The 18943-nt window shown below is 71.8% G+C and carries 14 protein-coding genes; 7 read left to right on the top strand and 7 right to left on the bottom strand.

Annotation, left to right across the window (positions count from 1 at the left end; genetic code table 11):
• The first annotated feature begins 193 nt into the window (after window positions 1–193).
• On the top strand, window positions 194–2338 hold the full coding sequence (gene fusA, locus ACZ60E_RS07285) for an elongation factor G (RefSeq protein WP_469438881.1): 2145 nt from the start codon (window positions 194–196) through the stop codon (window positions 2336–2338).
• 339 nt (window positions 2339–2677) lie between these two features.
• On the opposite strand, the gene ACZ60E_RS07280 is transcribed toward fusA, so the two are convergent.
• Window positions 2678–5374, bottom strand: coding sequence for a hypothetical protein (locus ACZ60E_RS07280; protein WP_469438880.1), 2697 nt, complete (start codon window positions 5372–5374; stop codon window positions 2678–2680).
• A gap of 584 nt (window positions 5375–5958) precedes the next feature.
• Here ACZ60E_RS07280 and ACZ60E_RS07275 point away from each other — a divergent pair.
• The 5 genes from ACZ60E_RS07275 to ACZ60E_RS07255 all read left to right on the top strand — a co-directional run bounded on the left by ACZ60E_RS07275 (window position 5959) and on the right by ACZ60E_RS07255 (window position 10609).
• On the top strand, window positions 5959–7845 hold the full coding sequence (locus ACZ60E_RS07275) for a sensor histidine kinase (RefSeq protein ID WP_469438879.1): 1887 nt from the start codon (window positions 5959–5961) through the stop codon (window positions 7843–7845).
• A 185-nt stretch (window positions 7846–8030) separates the two neighbouring features.
• The gene (locus ACZ60E_RS07270; protein ID WP_210888142.1) at window positions 8031–8438 is read left to right on the top strand and encodes a roadblock/LC7 domain-containing protein; all 408 of its coding nucleotides are present in this window, start codon (window positions 8031–8033) and stop codon (window positions 8436–8438) included.
• Window positions 8435–8797 carry a DUF742 domain-containing protein gene (locus ACZ60E_RS07265; protein ID WP_384804710.1) on the top strand — a complete coding sequence of 121 codons (363 nt, stop codon included), beginning with the start codon at window positions 8435–8437 and terminating at the stop codon, window positions 8795–8797. The genes ACZ60E_RS07270 and ACZ60E_RS07265 overlap by 4 nt, the downstream gene beginning before the upstream one ends.
• Window positions 8778–9395, top strand: coding sequence for a GTP-binding protein (locus ACZ60E_RS07260; RefSeq protein ID WP_469438878.1), 618 nt, complete (start codon window positions 8778–8780; stop codon window positions 9393–9395). Before ACZ60E_RS07265 ends, ACZ60E_RS07260 begins: the two co-directional genes overlap by 20 nt.
• Window positions 9392–10609, top strand: coding sequence for a cytochrome P450 (locus tag ACZ60E_RS07255; RefSeq protein WP_384804706.1), 1218 nt, complete (start codon window positions 9392–9394; stop codon window positions 10607–10609). Before ACZ60E_RS07260 ends, ACZ60E_RS07255 begins: the two co-directional genes overlap by 4 nt.
• A 55-nt stretch (window positions 10610–10664) precedes the next feature.
• Here the strand turns inward: ACZ60E_RS07255 and ACZ60E_RS07250 are convergent, their stop codons facing one another.
• The 6 genes from ACZ60E_RS07250 to ACZ60E_RS07225 form a co-directional block, all read right to left on the bottom strand.
• Window positions 10665–11465, bottom strand: a complete 801-nt coding sequence (locus ACZ60E_RS07250; protein ID WP_469438877.1) for an ABC transporter ATP-binding protein — start codon at window positions 11463–11465, stop codon at window positions 10665–10667.
• Window positions 11462–12286 (bottom strand): ATP-binding cassette domain-containing protein, encoded by an 825-nt coding sequence (locus ACZ60E_RS07245; RefSeq protein WP_469438876.1) that lies wholly within the window; start codon window positions 12284–12286, stop codon window positions 11462–11464. The genes ACZ60E_RS07250 and ACZ60E_RS07245 overlap by 4 nt, the downstream gene beginning before the upstream one ends.
• Window positions 12283–13164, bottom strand: a complete 882-nt coding sequence (locus ACZ60E_RS07240; RefSeq protein ID WP_453794531.1) for an ABC transporter permease — start codon at window positions 13162–13164, stop codon at window positions 12283–12285. Before ACZ60E_RS07240 ends, ACZ60E_RS07245 begins: the two co-directional genes overlap by 4 nt.
• Window positions 13161–14126, bottom strand: coding sequence for an ABC transporter permease (locus ACZ60E_RS07235; protein WP_384804698.1), 966 nt, complete (start codon window positions 14124–14126; stop codon window positions 13161–13163). The genes ACZ60E_RS07240 and ACZ60E_RS07235 overlap by 4 nt, the downstream gene beginning before the upstream one ends.
• Window positions 14126–15652, bottom strand: coding sequence for an ABC transporter substrate-binding protein (locus ACZ60E_RS07230; protein ID WP_384804696.1), 1527 nt, complete (start codon window positions 15650–15652; stop codon window positions 14126–14128). Before ACZ60E_RS07230 ends, ACZ60E_RS07235 begins: the two co-directional genes overlap by 1 nt.
• A gap of 83 nt (window positions 15653–15735) precedes the next feature.
• Window positions 15736–16464, bottom strand: a complete 729-nt coding sequence (locus tag ACZ60E_RS07225) for a DUF1684 domain-containing protein (RefSeq protein WP_469438875.1) — start codon at window positions 16462–16464, stop codon at window positions 15736–15738.
• A 409-nt stretch (window positions 16465–16873) separates the two neighbouring features.
• Between ACZ60E_RS07225 and ACZ60E_RS07220 the strand changes: the two genes are divergently transcribed.
• A complete protein-coding gene (locus ACZ60E_RS07220) occupies window positions 16874–18904 on the top strand; it encodes a glycosyltransferase (RefSeq protein ID WP_469438874.1) in 2031 nt (676 codons plus the stop codon).
• Window positions 18905–18943: the final 39 nt, after the last annotated feature.

The raw sequence follows: 18943 nt of genomic DNA, 5'->3' as shown, positions 1-18943 counted from the left end.
TCTCTCGCGGTACGAGGTGATCCTCGTGTCTTCGCGGAACCGGTGCGTGCTGCGCGGCCCGCACCGGATGCCCGTCTCGAACGTCTGACCCTGACCTGCGTACGTCTTTCTGCGGGCTCACACGTCACTTCACGCTTCGAACGGGAATCGCGCCGACCCCATCCGGATCAGTAGTCCTGGAAGGCCCTGGGCCGTGCGTACCGAACTCCACCCTCTCGACCATCGCTTCTCGCATCCCGACGACCCGCTGGGTGCCGTCCGCAATCTCGGCATCCTCGCCCACGTCGACGCGGGCAAGACCACCGTCACCGAACGGATCCTGTATGTCACCGGGACCACGCACAAGCGTGGTGAGGTCCATGACGGCACGACCGTCACCGACTTCGACCCCCAGGAACGCGACCGCGGGATCACCATCTTCGCCGCCGCCGTCAGCTGTGACTGGGACGGGCACCGGATCAACCTGATCGACACTCCGGGGCACGTCGACTTCTCCGACGAGGTCGTACGGTCGCTGCGCGTGCTGGACGGGGCGGTGGCGGTGTTCGACGCCGTCGCGGGGGTCGAACCGCAGAGCGAGTCGGTGTGGCGGCAGGCCGACCGGTTCGGCGTGCCGCGGATCGCCTTCGTCAACAAGCTGGACCGGGCCGGGGCCGACCTCGACTCGGCGGTCGCGTCCATCAGGGAACGGCTGCATCCGGCGCCGCTGGTCGTGCAGTTGCCCATCGGTTCGGAGGACGGGTTCCGCGGGGTCGTCGACCTGGTGCGGATGCGGGCGCTGGTCTGGGCCGAGGGTGCGGGGAGCGCCGAAAGGATCGGCGGGGTCGAGGAAGGGCCCGTACCCGAAGCCCTGTCGGAGGAGGCGGGCCGGCGGCGACGGCTGCTGGAGGAGGCCGTCGCGGAACTCCACCCCGGCGCCCTTGAGGAGTTCTGTACGCCGGCGGGCCTCTCCGCGCAGACCCTCGCGGGCGCGCTGCGCGACCTGACCCGTACCGGTGACGGTGTGGTCGTGCTCTGCGGCTCGGCCTACCGCAACCGGGGCATCGAGCCGCTGCTGGACGCCGTGGTCGCGTATCTGCCCTCGCCGTCGGACGTGCCCGCCGTACGCGGCACGCTGGACGGTGCCGAACAGGTGCGCGCCGCCGATCCGGACGCGCCGTTCGCGGCCCTGGCGTTCAAGGTGCACTCCACCGCCACCGGGCGGCTGACCTGTCTGCGGGTGTACTCCGGGACGATCCGGAAGGGAGAAGTGGTGGCCGTGCGGGACGCGAGTGCGACGCGCACCGAACGGATCGGCCGGATCCTGCGGGTCCAGGCCGACCGGCACGCCCAGTTGGACCTGGCCGTGGCCGGGGACATCGTCGCCGTGGTCGGACTCAAGTCCGCCCGCGCGGGATCGACCCTGTGCGCGCCCGGTGCCCCGCTCGTCCTCGAACCGCCGGCCACCGCCGAACCCGTCGTCTCGGTGGCGGTCGAGGCCCGGACGAGCACGGACACGGATCGTCTGGTGGCCGCGCTGGCACGGCTCGTCGAGGAGGATCCGTCGCTGGTGGTGCGGACCGACGACGAGACCGGGCAGACCGTGCTGTCCGGCATGGGCGAACTGCATCTGGAGGTGGCGGTGGAGAAGATCCGCCGCGCCCAGGGGCTGGACGTCCGGGTCGGCCGGCCGAGGGTGGCCTACCGGGAGACCGTCGTACGCGGGGTCGCCGGGCTCGTCTTCCGGCATGTCAAACAGGACGGCGGGGCGGGCCAGTTCGCCCATGTCGTGCTGGACGTGGAGCCGTTGGAGGGCGACGCCGAACGGGAGGACGGGGGCAGCGTGACCGGGTTCGAGTTCCGGTCGGCCGTCGTCGGCGGCCGGGTGCCGCAGGAGTACGTACGGGCCGTCGAGGCCGGCTGCCGGGACGCGCTGGGCGAGGGTCCGCTCGGCGGGCATCCCGTGACCGGGCTGCGGGTCGTCCTGCGGGACGGGGCGACCCATGCGAAGGACTCGTCGGAGATGGCGTTCCGGACGGCCGGACGGCTCGCCCTGCGCGAGGCGCTGCGGGCCAGCGCGATGGCGGTCCTGGAACCGGTGGTCGAGGTCACGGTCACCGCTCCCGACGAGGCCGTCGGCGGGGTCCTCGGCGACCTGGCGGCACGGCGCGGCCGGGTCACCGGATCGGCCACGCGGGCGGGTGCGGCAATCGTCACAGCCACGGTGCCCCTGGCCGAGCTGTTCGGCTACGCGACACGCCTGCGAAGCCGCACGCAGGGCCGGGGGGTTTTCACCACCCGCCCCACGGGGTACGCCCCGGCGCCGACACCGCCACCGGGGACACCCGCACCCCGGTAGTCGGGGCGGACTCCGGAGCGGGGTGCGTCCCACGGGGTACGTCCTGGCGCCGGGGCCGGGGACACTCGCGCTCCGGTAGCCGGGACGGGCTCCGGAGGGGGTGTGTCCCACCGGGGTACGCCCCGGTGTTGGCGCCTGGGCGTACCCGCGCCCCGGTATCCGGATGTGTTCCGGAGCGGGGGTGTCCCACCCGGGGGTACGCCCCGGCCCCGGCCCCGGACCCGGACCCGGACCCGGCCCCGGCCCCGGCCTCGGGGGCGGGGGCGGGGGCCCCGCCCCGTCGCCCCGACCGGCGGTCCCGCCCATTTATGGGCGGGACCGCCGGTCACCGCGCGGGGGTCAGCGCAGCGCGTCCCTCAGCAGTCGCGTGTTCCTCACCAGCAAGCTCGACCCCTTGCGGTCCGCCGTCGTCGTGACCTCGGGGATCGCGCCCTTCGCACCGCAGCGCGACACGCATTCCACCGCGAGCGCCAGCAGGTCGCCCACGCCCCGGACCGGGGTGTCCCGGAGCAGGCCGGGCAGGGCCGCCGCCAGGACGGACCACACGGTCGCGTACGCACCCGTCTCGGCGACGAACCGCAGCGACTCGGCCGCCCGGCCCGCGCCGGGCCACTCGTCGTTCAGTAACGCCTCCAGCTGCCGTCCGAGCAGCCCGCTGTCCAACTGCCCTCGCGAGGCCAGGACCAGCAGGGCGTCCACCACCGCGGGGGTGTCGATGCGCCAGATCAGCCCGAAGGCCACGGCCAGGTGCACCGACCAACCCGCCGGTCCGCCGGACTCCGCGACGTGCGGCAGGACGCGGGGCCACCCCGTCTGGGACGTACGCGACTCGAAGTAGTCCCGTGCCATCAACTCCTCGCGGTGGTGCGGCAGCTGGGCCACCCAGAACGGTCGGATCGGGTCGGCGAGGCCGTTGTTGCCGGCGTACGGCCCGACCAGCGCCGCCGCGGCCAACGGGAACTCGGGATCGAGGGCCGCCCCCGGCCGCGCGGGCGTCCACCAGCCCTGCGAGGCGGGCTTCGGCGGCTTGCAGTGGGGCCGGCCCTTCGGCTCCGAGTCCTGGTGCGGAAGCCCGCCCGCGCGCAGCCAGTGCGCCAGCCGCCGGCCGGCGGGGGAGTCGAGGGCCCCGGCCGCGCGCAGCACCTCGTCGTCCGCCGTCGGGGTGACCCGCAGCAGGGCCTGGGCCAGGTCGACCGGCGCCGGGTCGACACCGAGTGCGTCGAGCGCGGAGATCCGTTCCAGGAGGACGGCTGCGTCCAGCGCGCCGGTGGAGAGGGTGGGCACGGCCAGCAGGAACGGCTGTGTGCCGGACTCGACGATCTCCATCGCCTCGGCCAGCCGTGCGGCGAGCATCGAGCCGGCCAGGGAGAAGCTGCTGCTCGGGCGGGTCCGGCCGAGGTGGACGACCCGGTGCAGCAGGCCGACGCGTGACCGCGGTTCGTCGCCCCGCACTGCCGCCGCCACGTCGTAGAGGTCCGCCGGCACCCAGTCGTAGGCGTCCTTCGGTTGGCTGCGCATGACCGGTTCCAGTGCGTCGGACAGTGCGGGCCGGTCCAGGTGGGCGTGGCGGATCAGTCCGTCGAGGGCGCGTTCGAAGGCCGCCACGTCCTGGTCGCCCGCGACGACCGCCGCGACCTCCTGCGCGACTTCGGTGGCCGTCGGAAGGGGCCCCGGCACCGGGCTCGGAACCGGCACGGGGGGCAGCGTGTCCGCGTACGACTCGGTGGCGACGGCCTCCGGCGTGCCGCCCAGGTCCTCGTGTGCGCCGGACAGGCCGAACAACTCGGCGGCTCGCGCCGCGAGTCCGGGACTGAGTCGTTCGGCGGCCTGCCGAAGCTCCGGGAGCACCGACTCCCCGGCAGAACGGAGGTGACGAGCTGTCAGGTTCAGTGCGCGCTCCTGTATCGCCAGATCCCGGTGCTCGAAGGCGATGGACAGGTCGACGAGCAGCCTGTCCGTGCGCGCCGGGTCCCGCCGGATCGCGCGGTCGAGCCAGGTCAGTTGGGCGCGGACCAGCTTCTTCTCGGGTCGGACCAGAACCCGTTCGCACGCTTCGGTGAGCGCGCCGGGCTCCAGCAGGCCCGACTCGTCCAGGCCGGTCAGGGTCTCCTGGGCGTGGGCGGCCACCGGCAACGACCCGTCGAGCAGCGCCAGATGGCCCCGTACCAGGAGCGCGTTCTCGGCCGGTGCGCAGTTCAGGGCCCGCAGGAACTCCAGGAACGGCGCGGTCTCCATGCGTGTGCCGTCGGCCGGCAGGCGCCCGAGGAGCTGTCCGGCCAGCGCGGCCCGTGCGGGGGCCACCCGGGCGTGTTCGGCCGGGGTGAGCGCGAGTGTCTCCAGCAGGGCCGCCGCCTGGGCGCCGTCCGGCGGATCGGCGACCAGGTCCGCGAAGAGGTTGTCGACCAGCTCGTCACGGTCGGCGAACCCCTCGGCGGTGAGGGCGACGAGAGCTTCCAGCAGCCACCCCGGACGGCCGAAGACGACCCGCCCCGGTCTCTCCACGGCCAGGGGTACGAGTTTCGGGGTGAAGGCGTCCGCGCGCAGCCGCTCCAGAAGGTCGCCGCCCGGGACCCCGCCCAGTACCCGCGCGGGCCGCTCCCGGTCGTTCGCGCGGTTGGAGAGCCAGGCCAGGACGAACTTCCGGGAGGCCGGCAGCGGGCAGCCGGTGTCATGGACGAGGTGCTCGGTGATCGTATACACCGTGTCCGAGGCCGTCGCGCTGTCGCCGAGCCGTGCCACCAGCTCGGCGCGCCAGGCGAGGGGGTACAGGTCCAGGACGTCCACCGTCCAGGTGTCCACCTTGAAGTACCGGTACGTCAGCAGCCAGGCCGCCGCGGCCCCGGGGGTGACCTGGCAGCCCAGTTCGGCGGCGAACAGGCATGCCTTCACCTCCGCGGTGTTCACCCGCCGGGAGATCGCCTCGCGGTGGGCCTTCAGCCCGGCCGCGCACGCCCCGCGCCGCTCCGGCGGCAGGGCGCCCAGCTCCCGGACCACTCCGGCGAGGTCGCCGGCCTCCACGAGTTCGACCAGTCTCATCGTGCCGCTTTCGTCCTTTCCGTCATCCGCTGCTGCCTCTGTCTCTGCGTCTACATCTGCGGCTGCGTCTGCGCTCCGCAGGGCGAGAGGGGGTCCGGCTGCGTGCGGGTGCTCGGCCGATGGGCTCAAGTCGGTTGCTTGATGGGGGAGTTGGGTCACGTGCACACGCTAGGGCCGGACACCGACAGGACGAAGAAAGCGTTCAAGAGGCAACCAGTGCGCGCCCTCTTGAACGACCGGGTCCGCCGATGCCGGCTTGTCGCCCGGCGAGGACACCCTCGGTGTTCCTGACCGGACGAACCTCTTTCAGCCACCTCCGATCCCGGGCCGCTCCTCCCGCGTCCGACCTGTTCGCGTTGGTTACACGTGTGTGTAGATGTGAAAAGTAAGACCAAGACCTTTTCACTGTGATCGTAAAGTCCCATATAGTGACCGCCAGATGCGCAGAGGTGAAGGCTCACACCTGTATGTAGTGAGCCGAAAAACTACTGGCAGCCTGCTGCAGGGACTTGTCCCAAGGAACCGACCCGAAGGCCATCCGAGATCACGGTGAACGCCCTCGGAACCGACCGAGGAAACGAGCGATGACTTCCCCCACGCACCCGGGCGAACGGCCCGCCACCCGCGGCCTGCTGACGGCTTTCGTGCTCACGGCGGTACTGTCCGGGCTCGCGGTCGCGGGCGCGGTCGTCATCGCGCCGCCCGGCGTGCGCCTGCCTCTCGCCCTGGGCGGCAGCGCGGCGGGCCTCCTGCTGTGCGCGGCCGTCGTCGTGGCCGTCTACGCAGTCCTGTCCGGCCGGACGATGCGCCGGCGGCTGGAGACGCTGACCCAGGACGTCGGCCGGATGCTCCAGGAACGTGTCCGGCTGACCGAGGACACGCGTCTCGAACGCGTGCGGCTGACGGGTGAGCTGGAGAGGGAACGGGCCCGCCTGACGGCGGAACTGGCCCAGGAACACGCCCGGCTGACCGACTCGCTGGCCGCCGAACGCGCCCGCATCGTTCAGGAACAGGGCGCGGAGCACGCCCGGCTCGCCGACTCGCTGACTGCCGAACGCGACCATCTCGCCCGGGAGCACAGCACGAAGAGTGCCCGGCTCGCCGAGGAGAACGCGCAGCTCACGGTGCGGCTGCGGGAGGCGAACGCCTCGCGCACCGCCGCCGTCTCCGCCACCGCCAACGCGGCGGGGCGCATGCAGGCCGTGGCCACCGCGATGCTCGCCGACCTGCGGGCCATGGAGGAGCGGCACGCCGACGAGGACGTCCTCGCCGACCTCCTCCACCTCGACCACCGCACCGCGCAGGCCGGCCGGCTCGCGGACTCCCTCGCGGTGCTGACCGGAGCCCGCTCGGGCCGACGCTGGGCGCGGCCGATCGGCATGGAGTCCATCCTGCGTGGCGCCATGGGCCGGATCGGCAGCTACCAGCGGGTCCGGGTCCACTCCGCCAGCCAGGCCGCCGTCGCCGGGCACGCCGCCGAGGCCGTGATGCACGCGCTGGCCGAACTGCTCGACAACGCCGCGAACTTCTCCCCGCCGACCGCGGAGGTGCACGTCTACGTGGAGGAGGTGCCGGCCGGTGTCATCGTGTCCGTCGAGGACAGCGGCCTGGTCATGAGTGACCTGCAACTGCGCCGCGCCGAGGAGGCGGTCACCGGCCGGGGCAGCGAACTCGGCGGTCTCACCGGCACCCGGCTGGGCCTCGCCGTCGTCGGCAGGCTCGCCCACCGGTACGGCCTCAAGATCTCCTTCCGCCCCTCGGCCCGCGGCGGCACCGGCGTTCTGCTGCTCGTTCCGCAGGACATCCTCGTCGTCCAGGGCACCTCGATCCCGCCGGCCGACCGCACCCCGGAGGTACCGGCCGCCCGGAAGCCGTCGGCCACCGCGGGCACCACGACCGCGCCCGCTGCCCCGGAACTGCCCCGGCGCCACGGTGGGTCCGTGGCGCCCGCCCCGGAGAAGGGTGCCGACGCGGCACGGGCTCTCGCGCCCGGCCGTGACCTCGATTCCGGCCCCGGCCCCGCCCCCGCGCACGCATTCGCCACCTCCGACACCCCTGCCCCCTCCGGCACCCCTGGCCCGGCCATCGGTGAGGAGGAGTCGGTGGAGGATCTGCCCCGGCGCCGCCGCGGACGGACCCTCGCCGAGGCCGAGGCCGAGCGGGCGCGTGTGGCGGCGCACTCCACCACACCGCACACCGCGCCGTCCGCCGTGGACGTACAGGTACGCGCCGCCCGCTTCGGCAGCTTCCGCCAAGCCGTGCGCGGGGTTCCCGCCGCTGCCGAGCAGCGCGCTACGGCCGGGGCGGACACGGCGGGTACTGCGGGTACGGCGGGCACGGCGGGCACGGCGGACCAACCGTCCGGCACCGCACCCGCGCCCGGCACCGCACCCGCCACCGAGCCCGGTGCCAGCGCCAGCACCACCGCACCCGACACCCGTCAGTCCCCACCCGCCCCCATGAGTGGCTGAGGCCGACGCCCGACAACTCCTCGTCCGACGGCGGCCCCTGCCGGAACAACCGGAACGGCCGTGACGGGCCGGGAACGTACCGGCCGCCCGGTCCGCCTCCGCCACCCCCGGCACCACCGCCCGCACGCTCCCCGCCCGAGATCCTCCGTCCCCCCGCAGTCTCACCCGGAAGGCGACACCACCTCATGACCGGCACGACGACCGCCGACGACAAACTCACGTGGCTCATCGAGGGCCTGCTCAAGCGCACCCCGGGCGCACGGCACGCGCTCGTGCTCTCCCGTGACGGCCTGAAACTGTGCCGCACCCCGGAACTCTCCGCGGACCAGGCCGACCAGCTCGCCGCGATAGCCGCCGGCATCCAGTCCCTGTCGCACGGCGCGTCGGTGGAGTTCGGCGACGGCACCGGCGGCGTCCGTACGGCCATGGCCGAGTTCTACGGCGGCGTGCTGTTCATCGTCGAGGCGGGCCAGGGCGCGCATCTGGCCGTCGTCACGGACGAGGACGCCGACGCGGGCCTCATCGGACACAACATGAGCGAGTTGATCGAGCAACTCGGCGAACACCTGACGGCCCCGCCCCGGGCCTCATGACCGCGTACGCCGGCAGGCCGGGCAGGGACGACGCTCCCGACCGGTTCTACACCCTGACCTCGGGGCGCAGCCGGGTCGGCGCGGACAGCCCTCTGGACCTGGTGACCCTCGTGATCGCCGAGTGCGACCCCGTGCCCGGCATGCAGTCCGAGCACGCGGCGATCCTGCGGATGACCGAACGCCCCACCGCGGTCGTGGAGATCGCCGCCGAACTGCGGCTGCCGGTCGGCATCACCAAGATCCTGCTGTCCGACCTCCTGGCGGCGGGCCGCGTCAGCGCCCGTCACCCCCGCCGGCAGCAGGCCCTACCCGACCTCGACATCCTGGAGCAGGTGCTCGTTGGACTCCGTAATCTCTAGAGCGAGCGCTCCCCTGAGCGCATCCGCCGACAACGGACTGAAGATCGTGGTCGTGGGCGGCTTCGGAGTGGGCAAGACCACCCTGGTGCGCTCGGTCAGCGAGATCCGCCCGCTGAACACCGAGGAGACGATGACGCAGGCGGGAGCGGACGTCGACGATCTCACCGGCGTCGGCGCCAAGACCGCGACCACCGTCGCCTTCGACTTCGGCCGCATCACCCTCGACGCCCGCAACGTGCTCTACCTGTTCGGGGCGCCCGGCCAGCAGCGCTTCTGGTTCCTGTGGGACCGCCTCTTCTACGGGACCCTGGGAGCGGTCGTCCTCGTCGACACCCGGCGCATCGACGACTCCTGGTACGCGATCGACCGCCTGGAGAAGCACGGCACCCCGTTCGTCGTCGCCTGCAACGACTTCGGCGGCCCCGCGCACTCTCCCGAGCGGATCCGCCAGGCCCTCGACCTGGACGCGCACGTCCCGCTGATCGGCTGCGACGCCCGTTCGCGCGAGTCCAGCAAGCAGGTCCTGATCACCCTGGTCGAGTACGTCCACCGACTGCACACCGATCATGTCCGCAACTCGCCTCAGGAGCTGGTGTGAGTCCCATCCCCCTGCGCGGTCCGAGCTCGCACGAGGAACCGGCCGAGCTGTACCGGCAGATGCGGCGCAAGCACGGCCCGGTGGCACCGGTCCTCCTCGACGGCGACATCCCCGCCTGGCTGGTGCTCGGTTATCGTGAACTGCACCAGGTCACCAGCGACTCGGGGCTCTTCAGCCGGGACTCCGAGCTGTGGAACCAGTGGGACAACATTCCCGAGGACTGGCCCCTGGCGCCGGTCATCGGGCGCAAGCAGCCGTCCATCCTCTACACCGTCGGCGAACGGCACCGCACCCGCTCCGCGATGCTGAGCAACGCTCTGGACGGCGTCGACCCCTCCGAACTGCGGGCGCACGCCGAGCAGTTCGCCGACGAGTTGATCGACTCCTTCTGCGCCGCCGGCAGCGGCGATCTGATCGGCCAGTACGCCAAGCTGCTCCCGGCCCGCGTCCTGGCCCGTATCTACGGCTGGGACGACACCAAGGCCACGGCACTGGTCGCCTCCCTCACCGACATGATCGACGCGGGGGACAGGGCGCTGGCGGGCGAGCAGCATCTGTACACCGCCGCCCAGCAGTTGGTGGCCGAGAAGCGCATCGCGCCCGGCGACGACGTCGCCTCCCGCATCCTGGCCGACCGGAGCGGGTTCAGCGACGAGGAGATCGTCCAGGACATCATGATCCTGCTGTCGGCGGGCCATCAGCCGACCGCCGACTGGATCGGCAACTCCCTCCACCTCATGCTCACCGACGCCCGTTTCGCGGCCTCCCTCTTCGGTGGCCGGAGCAGTGTCACCGAGGCCATGAACGAGGTCCTCTGGGAGGACACCCCGACCCAGAACATGCCCGGCCGCTACGCCACCCGCGACACCCACCTCGGCGGCGTCCGCATCAACACCGGCGACCTGCTGCTCCTCGGACTCCAGGCCGCCAACTCGGACCCGCACATCCGCGCCGACCACGCCGCTCTGACGGGCGGCAACAACGCGCACTTCTCCTTCAGTCACGGTGAACACCGCTGCCCCTTCCCCGCACAGGAGGTGGCGGAGGTCATCGCGCGGACGGGGATCGAGGTCGTCCTCGACCGGCTGCCCGACATCGACCTCGCGGTACCGGCGGAGTCCCTGAAGCGCCGTCAGTCACCGTGGCTGCGGGGCCTCACCGAACTGCCCGTGCGGTTCGCCCCGACACCCGCCCTGGGCGGCACGGGCGCCTGACCGGGACCGTCGTGCGGCGGCTGCTCGTGCGGCGGCTGTTCGTGCGGTGCCCCGCTCAGACCGGCAGCCGCGGCACGCTGTCGATCAGGCGCCGGGTGTACGGGTGGGCCGGGTCGCCCAACACCTGGGCGGTGTCGCCCTGTTCGACGAGCCGGCCGCTCTCCAGTACCGCCGTGCGCTCGCACAGGGAGGCGACGACCGACAGGTCGTGGGAGACCATGACGAGGGTCAGCCGCCGCTCCTCCTTCAGCTCGGCCAGCAGGTCGACGACCTTGACCCGGGTGGTGACGTCGAGCGCGCTCACGGGTTCGTCGGCGAGCAGCACGCGCGGGTCGCACACGATGGCGCGGGCGATCGCGATGCGCTGACGCTGGCCGCCGGAGAACTCGTGCGGGTAGCGGGAGGCCGCGTCGGCCGGAAGCCCGACCCGTTCCAGCGCGGCGGCCACCTTCGGCGCGGCGCTCGTCCGGGAGTCGAGCCCCAGGGAACGCAGCGGCTCCGCGACGATCGCGGCGACGCGGCGGCTGGGGTCGAGGGAGGAGTACGGGTCCTGGAACACGCACTGGACACCCCGCCGGAAGCGGCGCATCTGCCGCCGGTCGCGCGGGGCGAGCGGTTCACCGTCGAAGCGGACGGTACCGGCGGTGGGACGGGCGAGCCCCAGCAGGATCCGCAGCAGTGTCGTCTTCCCGGCGCCGGACTCCCCCACGAGGGCCAGCGACTGCCCCGGCTCGACGGCCAGGGACACGCCCTGTACGACGTCGGCGGCGGCGCCCCGGTAGCGTACGGCCACGTCCGTGAGCTCCAGCACGGATGTCGCCCGCGCCCCGTCCGTCGGCTTCGGCTCGGGGGTCATCGCGGGCTCCTCAGGTCCAGGGCGGACTCCAGTTTCCGGGCGCCCGCGACGAGGGCCCGGGTGTACTCGGCCTTCGGCGCGGTGACGACGTCCAGGACGGGGCCCTCCTCGACGGCCCGCCCGTCCTTCAGCACCAGCACCCGGTCGGTCACCTTCGCGACCACCGCGAGGTCGTGGCTGACGAACAGCACGGCCATCTCACGTTCGCGGACGAGGGTGTCGAGCAGTTCCAGCATCTCGGCCTGGACGGAGACGTCGAGCGCGGTGGTGGGTTCGTCGGCGACGAGCAGGCTCGGTTCGCAGGCCAGCGCCATGGCGAGGGCGACGCGCTGGCGCTGGCCGCCGGAGATCTCGTGCGGGAAGGCGTGGGCGATGCGGTCGGGCTCGGGCAGCCGTACCCGTACGAGCGCGTCGGTGACGGCGGTGCGCAGGTCACGGCCCTTGAGGCCGGTCCTGCGGGCCAGCGGCTCGGCGATCTGGCGGCCCATGCGCATCAGCGGGTCGAGGGCGGTCAGGGGCTCCTGGAAGACCACGGCCGCGTCCCGGCCGCGTACGGCGGTGAGGCGCTTCTCGGGGGCACCGACGATCTGCGTGCCGGCCAGTTCGACGCTGCCGGTGGCGGTCATGCCGTCGGGCAGCAGACCCAGCAGGGCGAGCGTGGTCAGGGACTTCCCGGAGCCGGACTCGCCGATCAGACCGAGCCGTTCGCCGCTGCCCACGGTGAAGGAGAGGCCGTCGACGAGGGTGCGGCCGTCGTCGGTGCGCACGGTCAGGCCGCGTACGTCGAGCAGGGGGCCGGGGGGAGTGTCTCGGGGGGTCATGTGCGCCTCCGGCGGGTCGCCGGGTCGAGGGTGTCGCGCAGTCCGTCGGCGACGAGGTTGACGCCGACGACGAGCACGACCAGCAGGATGCCGGGGGCCAGCGCGCCCGCGGGTGCGGTGGTGAAGGTGGCCTGTGCTTCCTGGAGCATGCGGCCCCAGGAGGCGTTGGGCGGCGGGGCGCCGAGGCCGAGGTAGGACAGTCCGGCCTCGGCGAGCACGGCGAGGCCGAACTGGAGGGCCAGGTTGACCACGAGGGTGGGCCAGATGTTCGGCAGGATGTGCGCCGCGACCGTACGCGGCCAGGAGGTGCCCGAGGTCCGGGCGGCGGTGACGTAGTCCTGCGCCAGGACCCGCTTGACGAGGATCCGTACGAGGCGGGCGACCACCGCGCTCTGGGCGAGGCCGATCGCGAGGATCGCGGAGCCGAGGGTGGCCGAGCGGGCGGCGACGACGAGCATCGCCAGCAGCAGCGTCGGGAAGGCGATGAGGATGTCGAGGAACGCGGCGAGGGTGTCGTCGAGCCAGCCCTGCGCGAACGCGGCGAGCACGCCGAGGGTGACCCCGACGAGCGCGGCGATGGCGACGGAGCCGAGACCGGCCTGCACGGCGATACGGGCGCCGGTCATCAGCTGGGTGAGCAGGTCCCGGCCCAGCTTGTCCGTACCGAGCAGATGTCCGTCGCCGGGGCCCGCGAGCCGGCCGCCGGAGGTGTCGTCGGTGTCGAAGGGCAGCCAGACGAGCGAGACGAGGGCGAGCAGCACGATCAGGGCGGTCAGCGAGCAGCCCGCGAGCAGTGTGACGGAACGGCGGCGGCGGGAGACCGGCGTCGTCGACTCCGTGGGCTCGGTCTCCTTGAGCGGGGCGGCCGGCAGGGTCATCGGGAACCTCCGGAGAGCCGTCCGCGCAGCCGCGGGTCGATGATCCGCTGGACCAGGTCGGCGGCGAAGCCGATCAGGAGGACGGCGAGGGTCGAGACGAACAGGACGCCCTGGACGACCGGGTAGTCGTGCTGGGCGATACCGGTGGCGAGCAGCGAGCCGAGGCCGGGCAGCGCGTACACCGACTCGACGACGACCGCGCCGAGCAGGGTCGAGGCGAGTTCGATCCCGAGGATGGAGATCACGGGGACGGAGGCGTTCCGCAGCCCGTGCCGCCACATGGCCCGCGGGAAGGACGCGCCCAGAGCCCGGGCGGTGCGCAGATAGTCGCTGCCGAGGACGTCGAGGGTGGCGGAACGCACGTACCGGATCAGGGAGGCGCCCATCACGAGCGCGATGGTGACCACGGGCAGGACCAGAGAGCGGACGGCTTCGGCAGGTGCGTCCCAGCCGTCCTGCGGGAAGCCGCCTGACGGGAGCCAGCCCGCGTTCAGCGCGAACACGGCGATGAGGATCATGCCGAGCCAGAACACCGGCACGGCGATGCCCAGCTGGGAGATCCCGCTGAGCACCGCCCCGTACCAGGTGTGACGCTTGTACGCGGCCACGAAGCCGACCGGTACGGCGATGACGACGGCCAGCACGAACGCTGCCAGGGTCAGCGGGACGGTGACGTTCAGCCGGGCGCTGACCTCGGGGCCGACCGGCAGCGAACTGACGAACGACGTGCCGAGGTCGCCGCTCGTCAGCTGCCCGAGCCAGTGGGTGAACTGTTCGGGCAGCGGACGGTCGGAGCCGATGGAGTGGCGGGCCGCGGCGATCTGTTCCGGACTGGCGCCCACCGAGGTGAGCGCGTTGGCCGGGTCGCCGGGGAGCAGGCGCAGCAGTACGAAGAGCACCACGCTCGCCAGGGCCAGCGACACCAGGAGGAACGCGAGGCGGCGCAGGAGATAGCGCCCCATCAGCCCTTCTTCTTGATGTCGTAGGCGTAGAACTGCGAGTTCAGGCCGTTGAGCGGGTACCCGGAGAGCTTGCTGCTGGCGACGACGATCTGCGGGTAGAGGTAGAGCCAGTCGCTGGCCGCGTCCTCGGCCGTCTTCTGGTTGACCTTCTTCAGCAGCTCGGTCTGCTCCTCGGTCGTGGAGGCCTCCTCGGCCTGCTCGACCCACTGGGTGACCTGCTTGTTGTCGTAGCCCCAGTAGAAGTCGGGGTTGCCGTACCAGACCAGGTCGCGGTCGTTGACGTGCTCCTGGAGCGTGGCCGTGAAGTCGTGGTTCTTGTAGACCTTCGTGTACCACTCGTCCGGCGTGATCGTGTTGATCTTGACGGTGATGCCGACCTTGGCGAGCTGCGACTTGATGAAGGTCGCGGCCGTGGGGTGCGGGTCGTAGTTCGGCGTGTCGAGGGTGAAGGAGAAGCCCTTGGCGTAGCCGGCCTCGGCGAGCAGCTTCTTGGCCTTGGTGACGTCGTACGCGTTGACGTCGGTGAGGTCCTCGTACCAGGGGTCGGTCGGCGGCACCATCGAACCGATGAGCTTGCCGTAGCCGCCCCACACGGATTCGAGGAGCTTCTTGTCGTCGATGGCCGCGGAGACGGCCTGGCGGACCTTGACGTCCGTGAAGGGCTTGGCCTTGTCGTTGAAGGCGAGGAGCAGCTTGGTGGTGGAGTCGCCGTCGTTGACCTTGTAGTTCTTGTTGCTCTTGAACTGCTCCAGGGCATCGGGCGACTGCTCGCTGGTGACCACGTCGACGGCGTTGGTCAGCAGCGCGTTGTTCAGCGCGGAGGCGTCCTTGTAGTAGTGGTAGACGGCCTTCTTGTTGGCGGCGGCGTCGCCCCAGTAGCCGGCGAAGCGGTCGAGGCTCAGCGCGGAGCCGCGGGTCCACTTGGCGAGCTTGTACGGGCCGGTGCCGTCCTCGGTCGTCTTGAGGTTCTTGGCCTCGGAGTTGATGATCCAGACGTAGGAGAGGTTGTAGACGAAGGAGATCGACTTCTTCGACAGGGTGACCTTGACGGTCTTCGCGTCGGGGGTGGCGATGTCCTTGACGACTTCGAGGTTGCTCTTGCGGGCGGACTGCGAGTCCTTCCCGAGGACCTTCTCCAGGCTGTACTTGACGTCCGCGCTGGTCAGTTCCTTGCCGCTGTGGAACTTCACGCCGTCGCGCAGGGTGAAGGTGTAGGTGAGGCCGTCCTTGCTCACCTCGTGGTTCTGGGCGAGGAGCTTCTCGACCTTGCCGTCGTCCGTGAGCTTGAACAGACCCTCGTAGACGTTGCCGTTCAGGGCCTCGGTGACGCCCTGGCCGCCGCCCGCGGTGTTGTCGAGGTTCTGCGGCTCGTAGAGGGAGCCGATGTTCACGGTGGCGTTCTTGTCCCAGGTGCCGGACGAGGCGCTGCCGCCGGAGCCGCCGCCGCAGGCGGTGAGGCCGAGGGCGAGGGTGGCCACGGTGGCGGTGCCGTAGAGGGACGTTCTGGTCCTGCTGTTCTTGCTCATGGGTTCAGGTGCCTTCGCTACGAGGAGCCGCGGGGTGCTGCCGGGAGCTGCCCGGTGCTGCGGGATTCAGTGTGGAGGGTCGATCAGTGCCGGTCCGGGAAGCCGTCGCGGAAGAGGGGAAGCTTCTCACCGGCCTGGACGGCCAGGTGGAAGCGGTTCTGCCGCGGCGGCATCGGACAGTTGTACTGATCGGAGAACCCGCAGGGCGGCACGAAGGCCCGGTTGAAGTCGAGGATCACCCGGTTGTCGTCCTCGGTACGCCGTACGAACAGGAAACGGCCGGCCCCGTAGGTGGTGTCCCCGTTCGTGGGGTCGCCGAGGACGAGGAGCAGGGTGCCGTCGTCGTCGAAGGCGCTGAGGGTGTACTCGCGGCCGTCGACGGTGAGCGTGATGTCGCCCGGGACGACCAGCTCACGGGTGCCGCCGTTGTCCCTCAGATGCTCGAACGCGACGCGGCGGGCGCCGGACACGGGGGTGTAGGCCGCCTCCAGGACCCACGCCGGGTCGTACGGGAAGGCACTGACGCCCTCGAAGTGCCGGATGGCGGGCGATTCCGCGTCCCAGAGGCGCAGGCCGTGCTCGGGTGCGCCGGTGACGAGGTCGGTGCGCCGGAGCGTGGTGACCGTCACGCTGTCCGGCTGCCCGGCGCGGGCGGCCTCGACGTCGGGTTCCTCACCGGCGGGCAGCCAGCGGGTCTCGACGAGGGCGAGGTTCCCGGTCGGCGAGGTGAGTGAGCTGTGGCGCTCGGCGCGCCAGGCCTGCCACTCCTCCCCGGGGTCGACGGAGGCCGGGGCGGCGGTGGACTGGGGCACGGCGGGCTCATTCGACTAGGAGGGCAGCGGCGATCCCGGATCGCCGGTGGGGCGAACACGGATCGTTATTACATGGTCAAAGCATGTCCTTTATCGTTCATAAGGTCACCTAATGTCAAACATGGGTCTCAGGATACGGGACGGCTGGTCTCATATCTCAGCACCCAACCGGATTCCTCCCTTCCTGTGAGGCTCGGCAATGACCCCGTGCGGACGCAGGGCTGTGGCTAGACTCGCGCCCCATGCGTAGCCCCGTGCGTGACTCCGGCCCCACCGGCCACTGCCGGCAGACCTCTTCCGGCGCATCGGCCACCGACGCGGGGGAGGGCAGAGGAACGGCCGGGCGGAGGGGCGGCGCTTGGTGAGGGCCCGGCACAAACAGACCCGCGATCCGCGAGGGCACTGGCTGTTGCTGATACTCGTCCTGCCCGCGATGTTCGCCGCCCTCCTCTTCGAGGGCTGGACCAACCACGAGGTCGACGCCGCCGACACCCGCTCCGCCTGCACCTCGCCCGCCCCCGACGCCGTGGCCCGCGGCGGCCCCGTCATCGGCATCAACCGCAACGGCGTACAGACCGCCTCGATGCCCGCCCGCACCGTCGCGCTCACCTTCGACGGCGGCCCCGACCCCGTCTGGACCCCGCGCCTCCTCGACCTGCTGAAGAAGCACCGGGCCCGCGCCACCTTCTTCCTCCTGGGCTCCCGGGCGGCCCGCCACCCGGACCTCGTACGGCGGATCCGCGCCGAGGGCCACGAGATCGGCTCCAACACCTACACCGGAGCCGTCCTGGGCGAGACGTCAGCCCTCCGCTTCTCCGCCGAACTGGACCTGACGCAGAGCGTGTTGGCGAGCACCGCCGACCTGCGCACCAATCTGCTGCGGATGCCGCGGACCACCTCGCCCGACACCCTGTGCGGCCGTGAGTGGACGGCGGCCCGGCAGGCCACCGCCCAGGGCTATGTGCTGGTCGCCGCCGACAAGGCGTCCCGCAAGCCCGCGCAGGGCATGGTCCGCCAGTTCAGCCAGACGGCGACCGCGTACCGGGAGACCGAGAAGCTGCTCCGCAACCCGGGCGTCGACCGCTACACGACGGTCTCGGCCGGGACCCGGCTGGCGCCGTACCAGCGGGTGTCGGCCGTCGAGCGCTGGAGCGGTACGGCCCTGATCAGGACCGCCTGGCTGGGGCGCGCCTTCTCGGAGGCGATGACCTGGACGCTCGGCGTCGCCGGGGCTCTCGGCGTGCTGCGGCTGCTGCTGCTCGTCCACTTCGCCCGCGCCCATGTGCGCCGGCTCGAACGGTCCCGGCCCGGCGCGCCCTGGCTGCGGGAGGTGACGGAACCGGTCACCGTGCTCGTCCCCGCCTACAACGAGGAGGCCGGGATCGAGGCCACCCTCCGCTCACTGCTCGCCTCCGACTACCCCCGGCTGCAGATCGTCGTGATCGACGACGGCTCCACGGACCGTACGGCCGAACTCGCCGAAGGCGTCGGTGACGCGCGGGTACTGGTGATCCGCAAGGCCAACGCGGGCAAGGCCGCCGCCCTCAACACCGGCCTGGAGTACGCCCGTCACGACATCCTCGTGATGGTCGACGCCGACACCGTCTTCGAACCGGACGCCGTCCACCACCTCGTCCAGCCGCTCGCGCACCCGGCCGTCGGCGCGGTCAGCGGCAACACCAAGGTCGGCAACCGGCGCGGACTGCTCGCCAAGTGGCAGCACCTGGAGTACTGCTTCGGCTTCAACCTCGACCGCCGCATGTTCGAGGTGCTGGAGTGCATGACCACCGTGCCCGGCGCGATCGGGGCCTTCCGCCGGGACGCGCTGGCCGGGGTCGGCGGGGTCAGCGACGACACCCTCGCCGAGGACACCGACCTCACGATGGCCCTGTGGCGGGCCGGCTGGCGCGTCCTCTACGAGGAGTCCGCCGTCGCCTGGACCGAAGTGCCCACCTCGTTGCGGCAGTTGTGGCGCCAGCGCTACCGCTGGTGCTTCGGCACGATCCAGGCCATGTGGAAGCACCGCGGCGCCGTGCTGGAGACGGGCGTGGCCGGACGCTTCGGCCGGCGCGGACTCACGTACCTCGCGATCTTCCAGGTCGCGCTCCCGCTGCTCGCCCCGGTCATCGACGTGTTCGCCCTGTACGGCGTGCTGTTCCTCGACCCGATCGCCTCGGCCGCGGTGTGGTTCGCCTTCATGGGCGTCCAACTGCTTTGCGCCGGTTACGCGTTGAGGCTCGACGGTGAGCGCGTACGGACGCTGTGGTGGATGCCGTTCCAACTCGTCGTCTACCGGCAGCTGATGTATCTCGTCGTCATCCAGTCCGTGGTCGCCGTGCTGCTCGGCAGCCGGCTGACATGGCAGATCATGAAGCGTTCCGGCACCGCCGCTGAACAGATCGGCGACCCCGCCCCGTATAAGAGCGTGCCCATGGGATGACCCCGCGACCGGGGTGACGGACGCCGAGGGACTGGACAG

This window comes from Streptomyces sp. NPDC102514, assembly GCF_055584525.1.
This window is presented reverse-complemented; position numbering and strand designations above follow the sequence as displayed.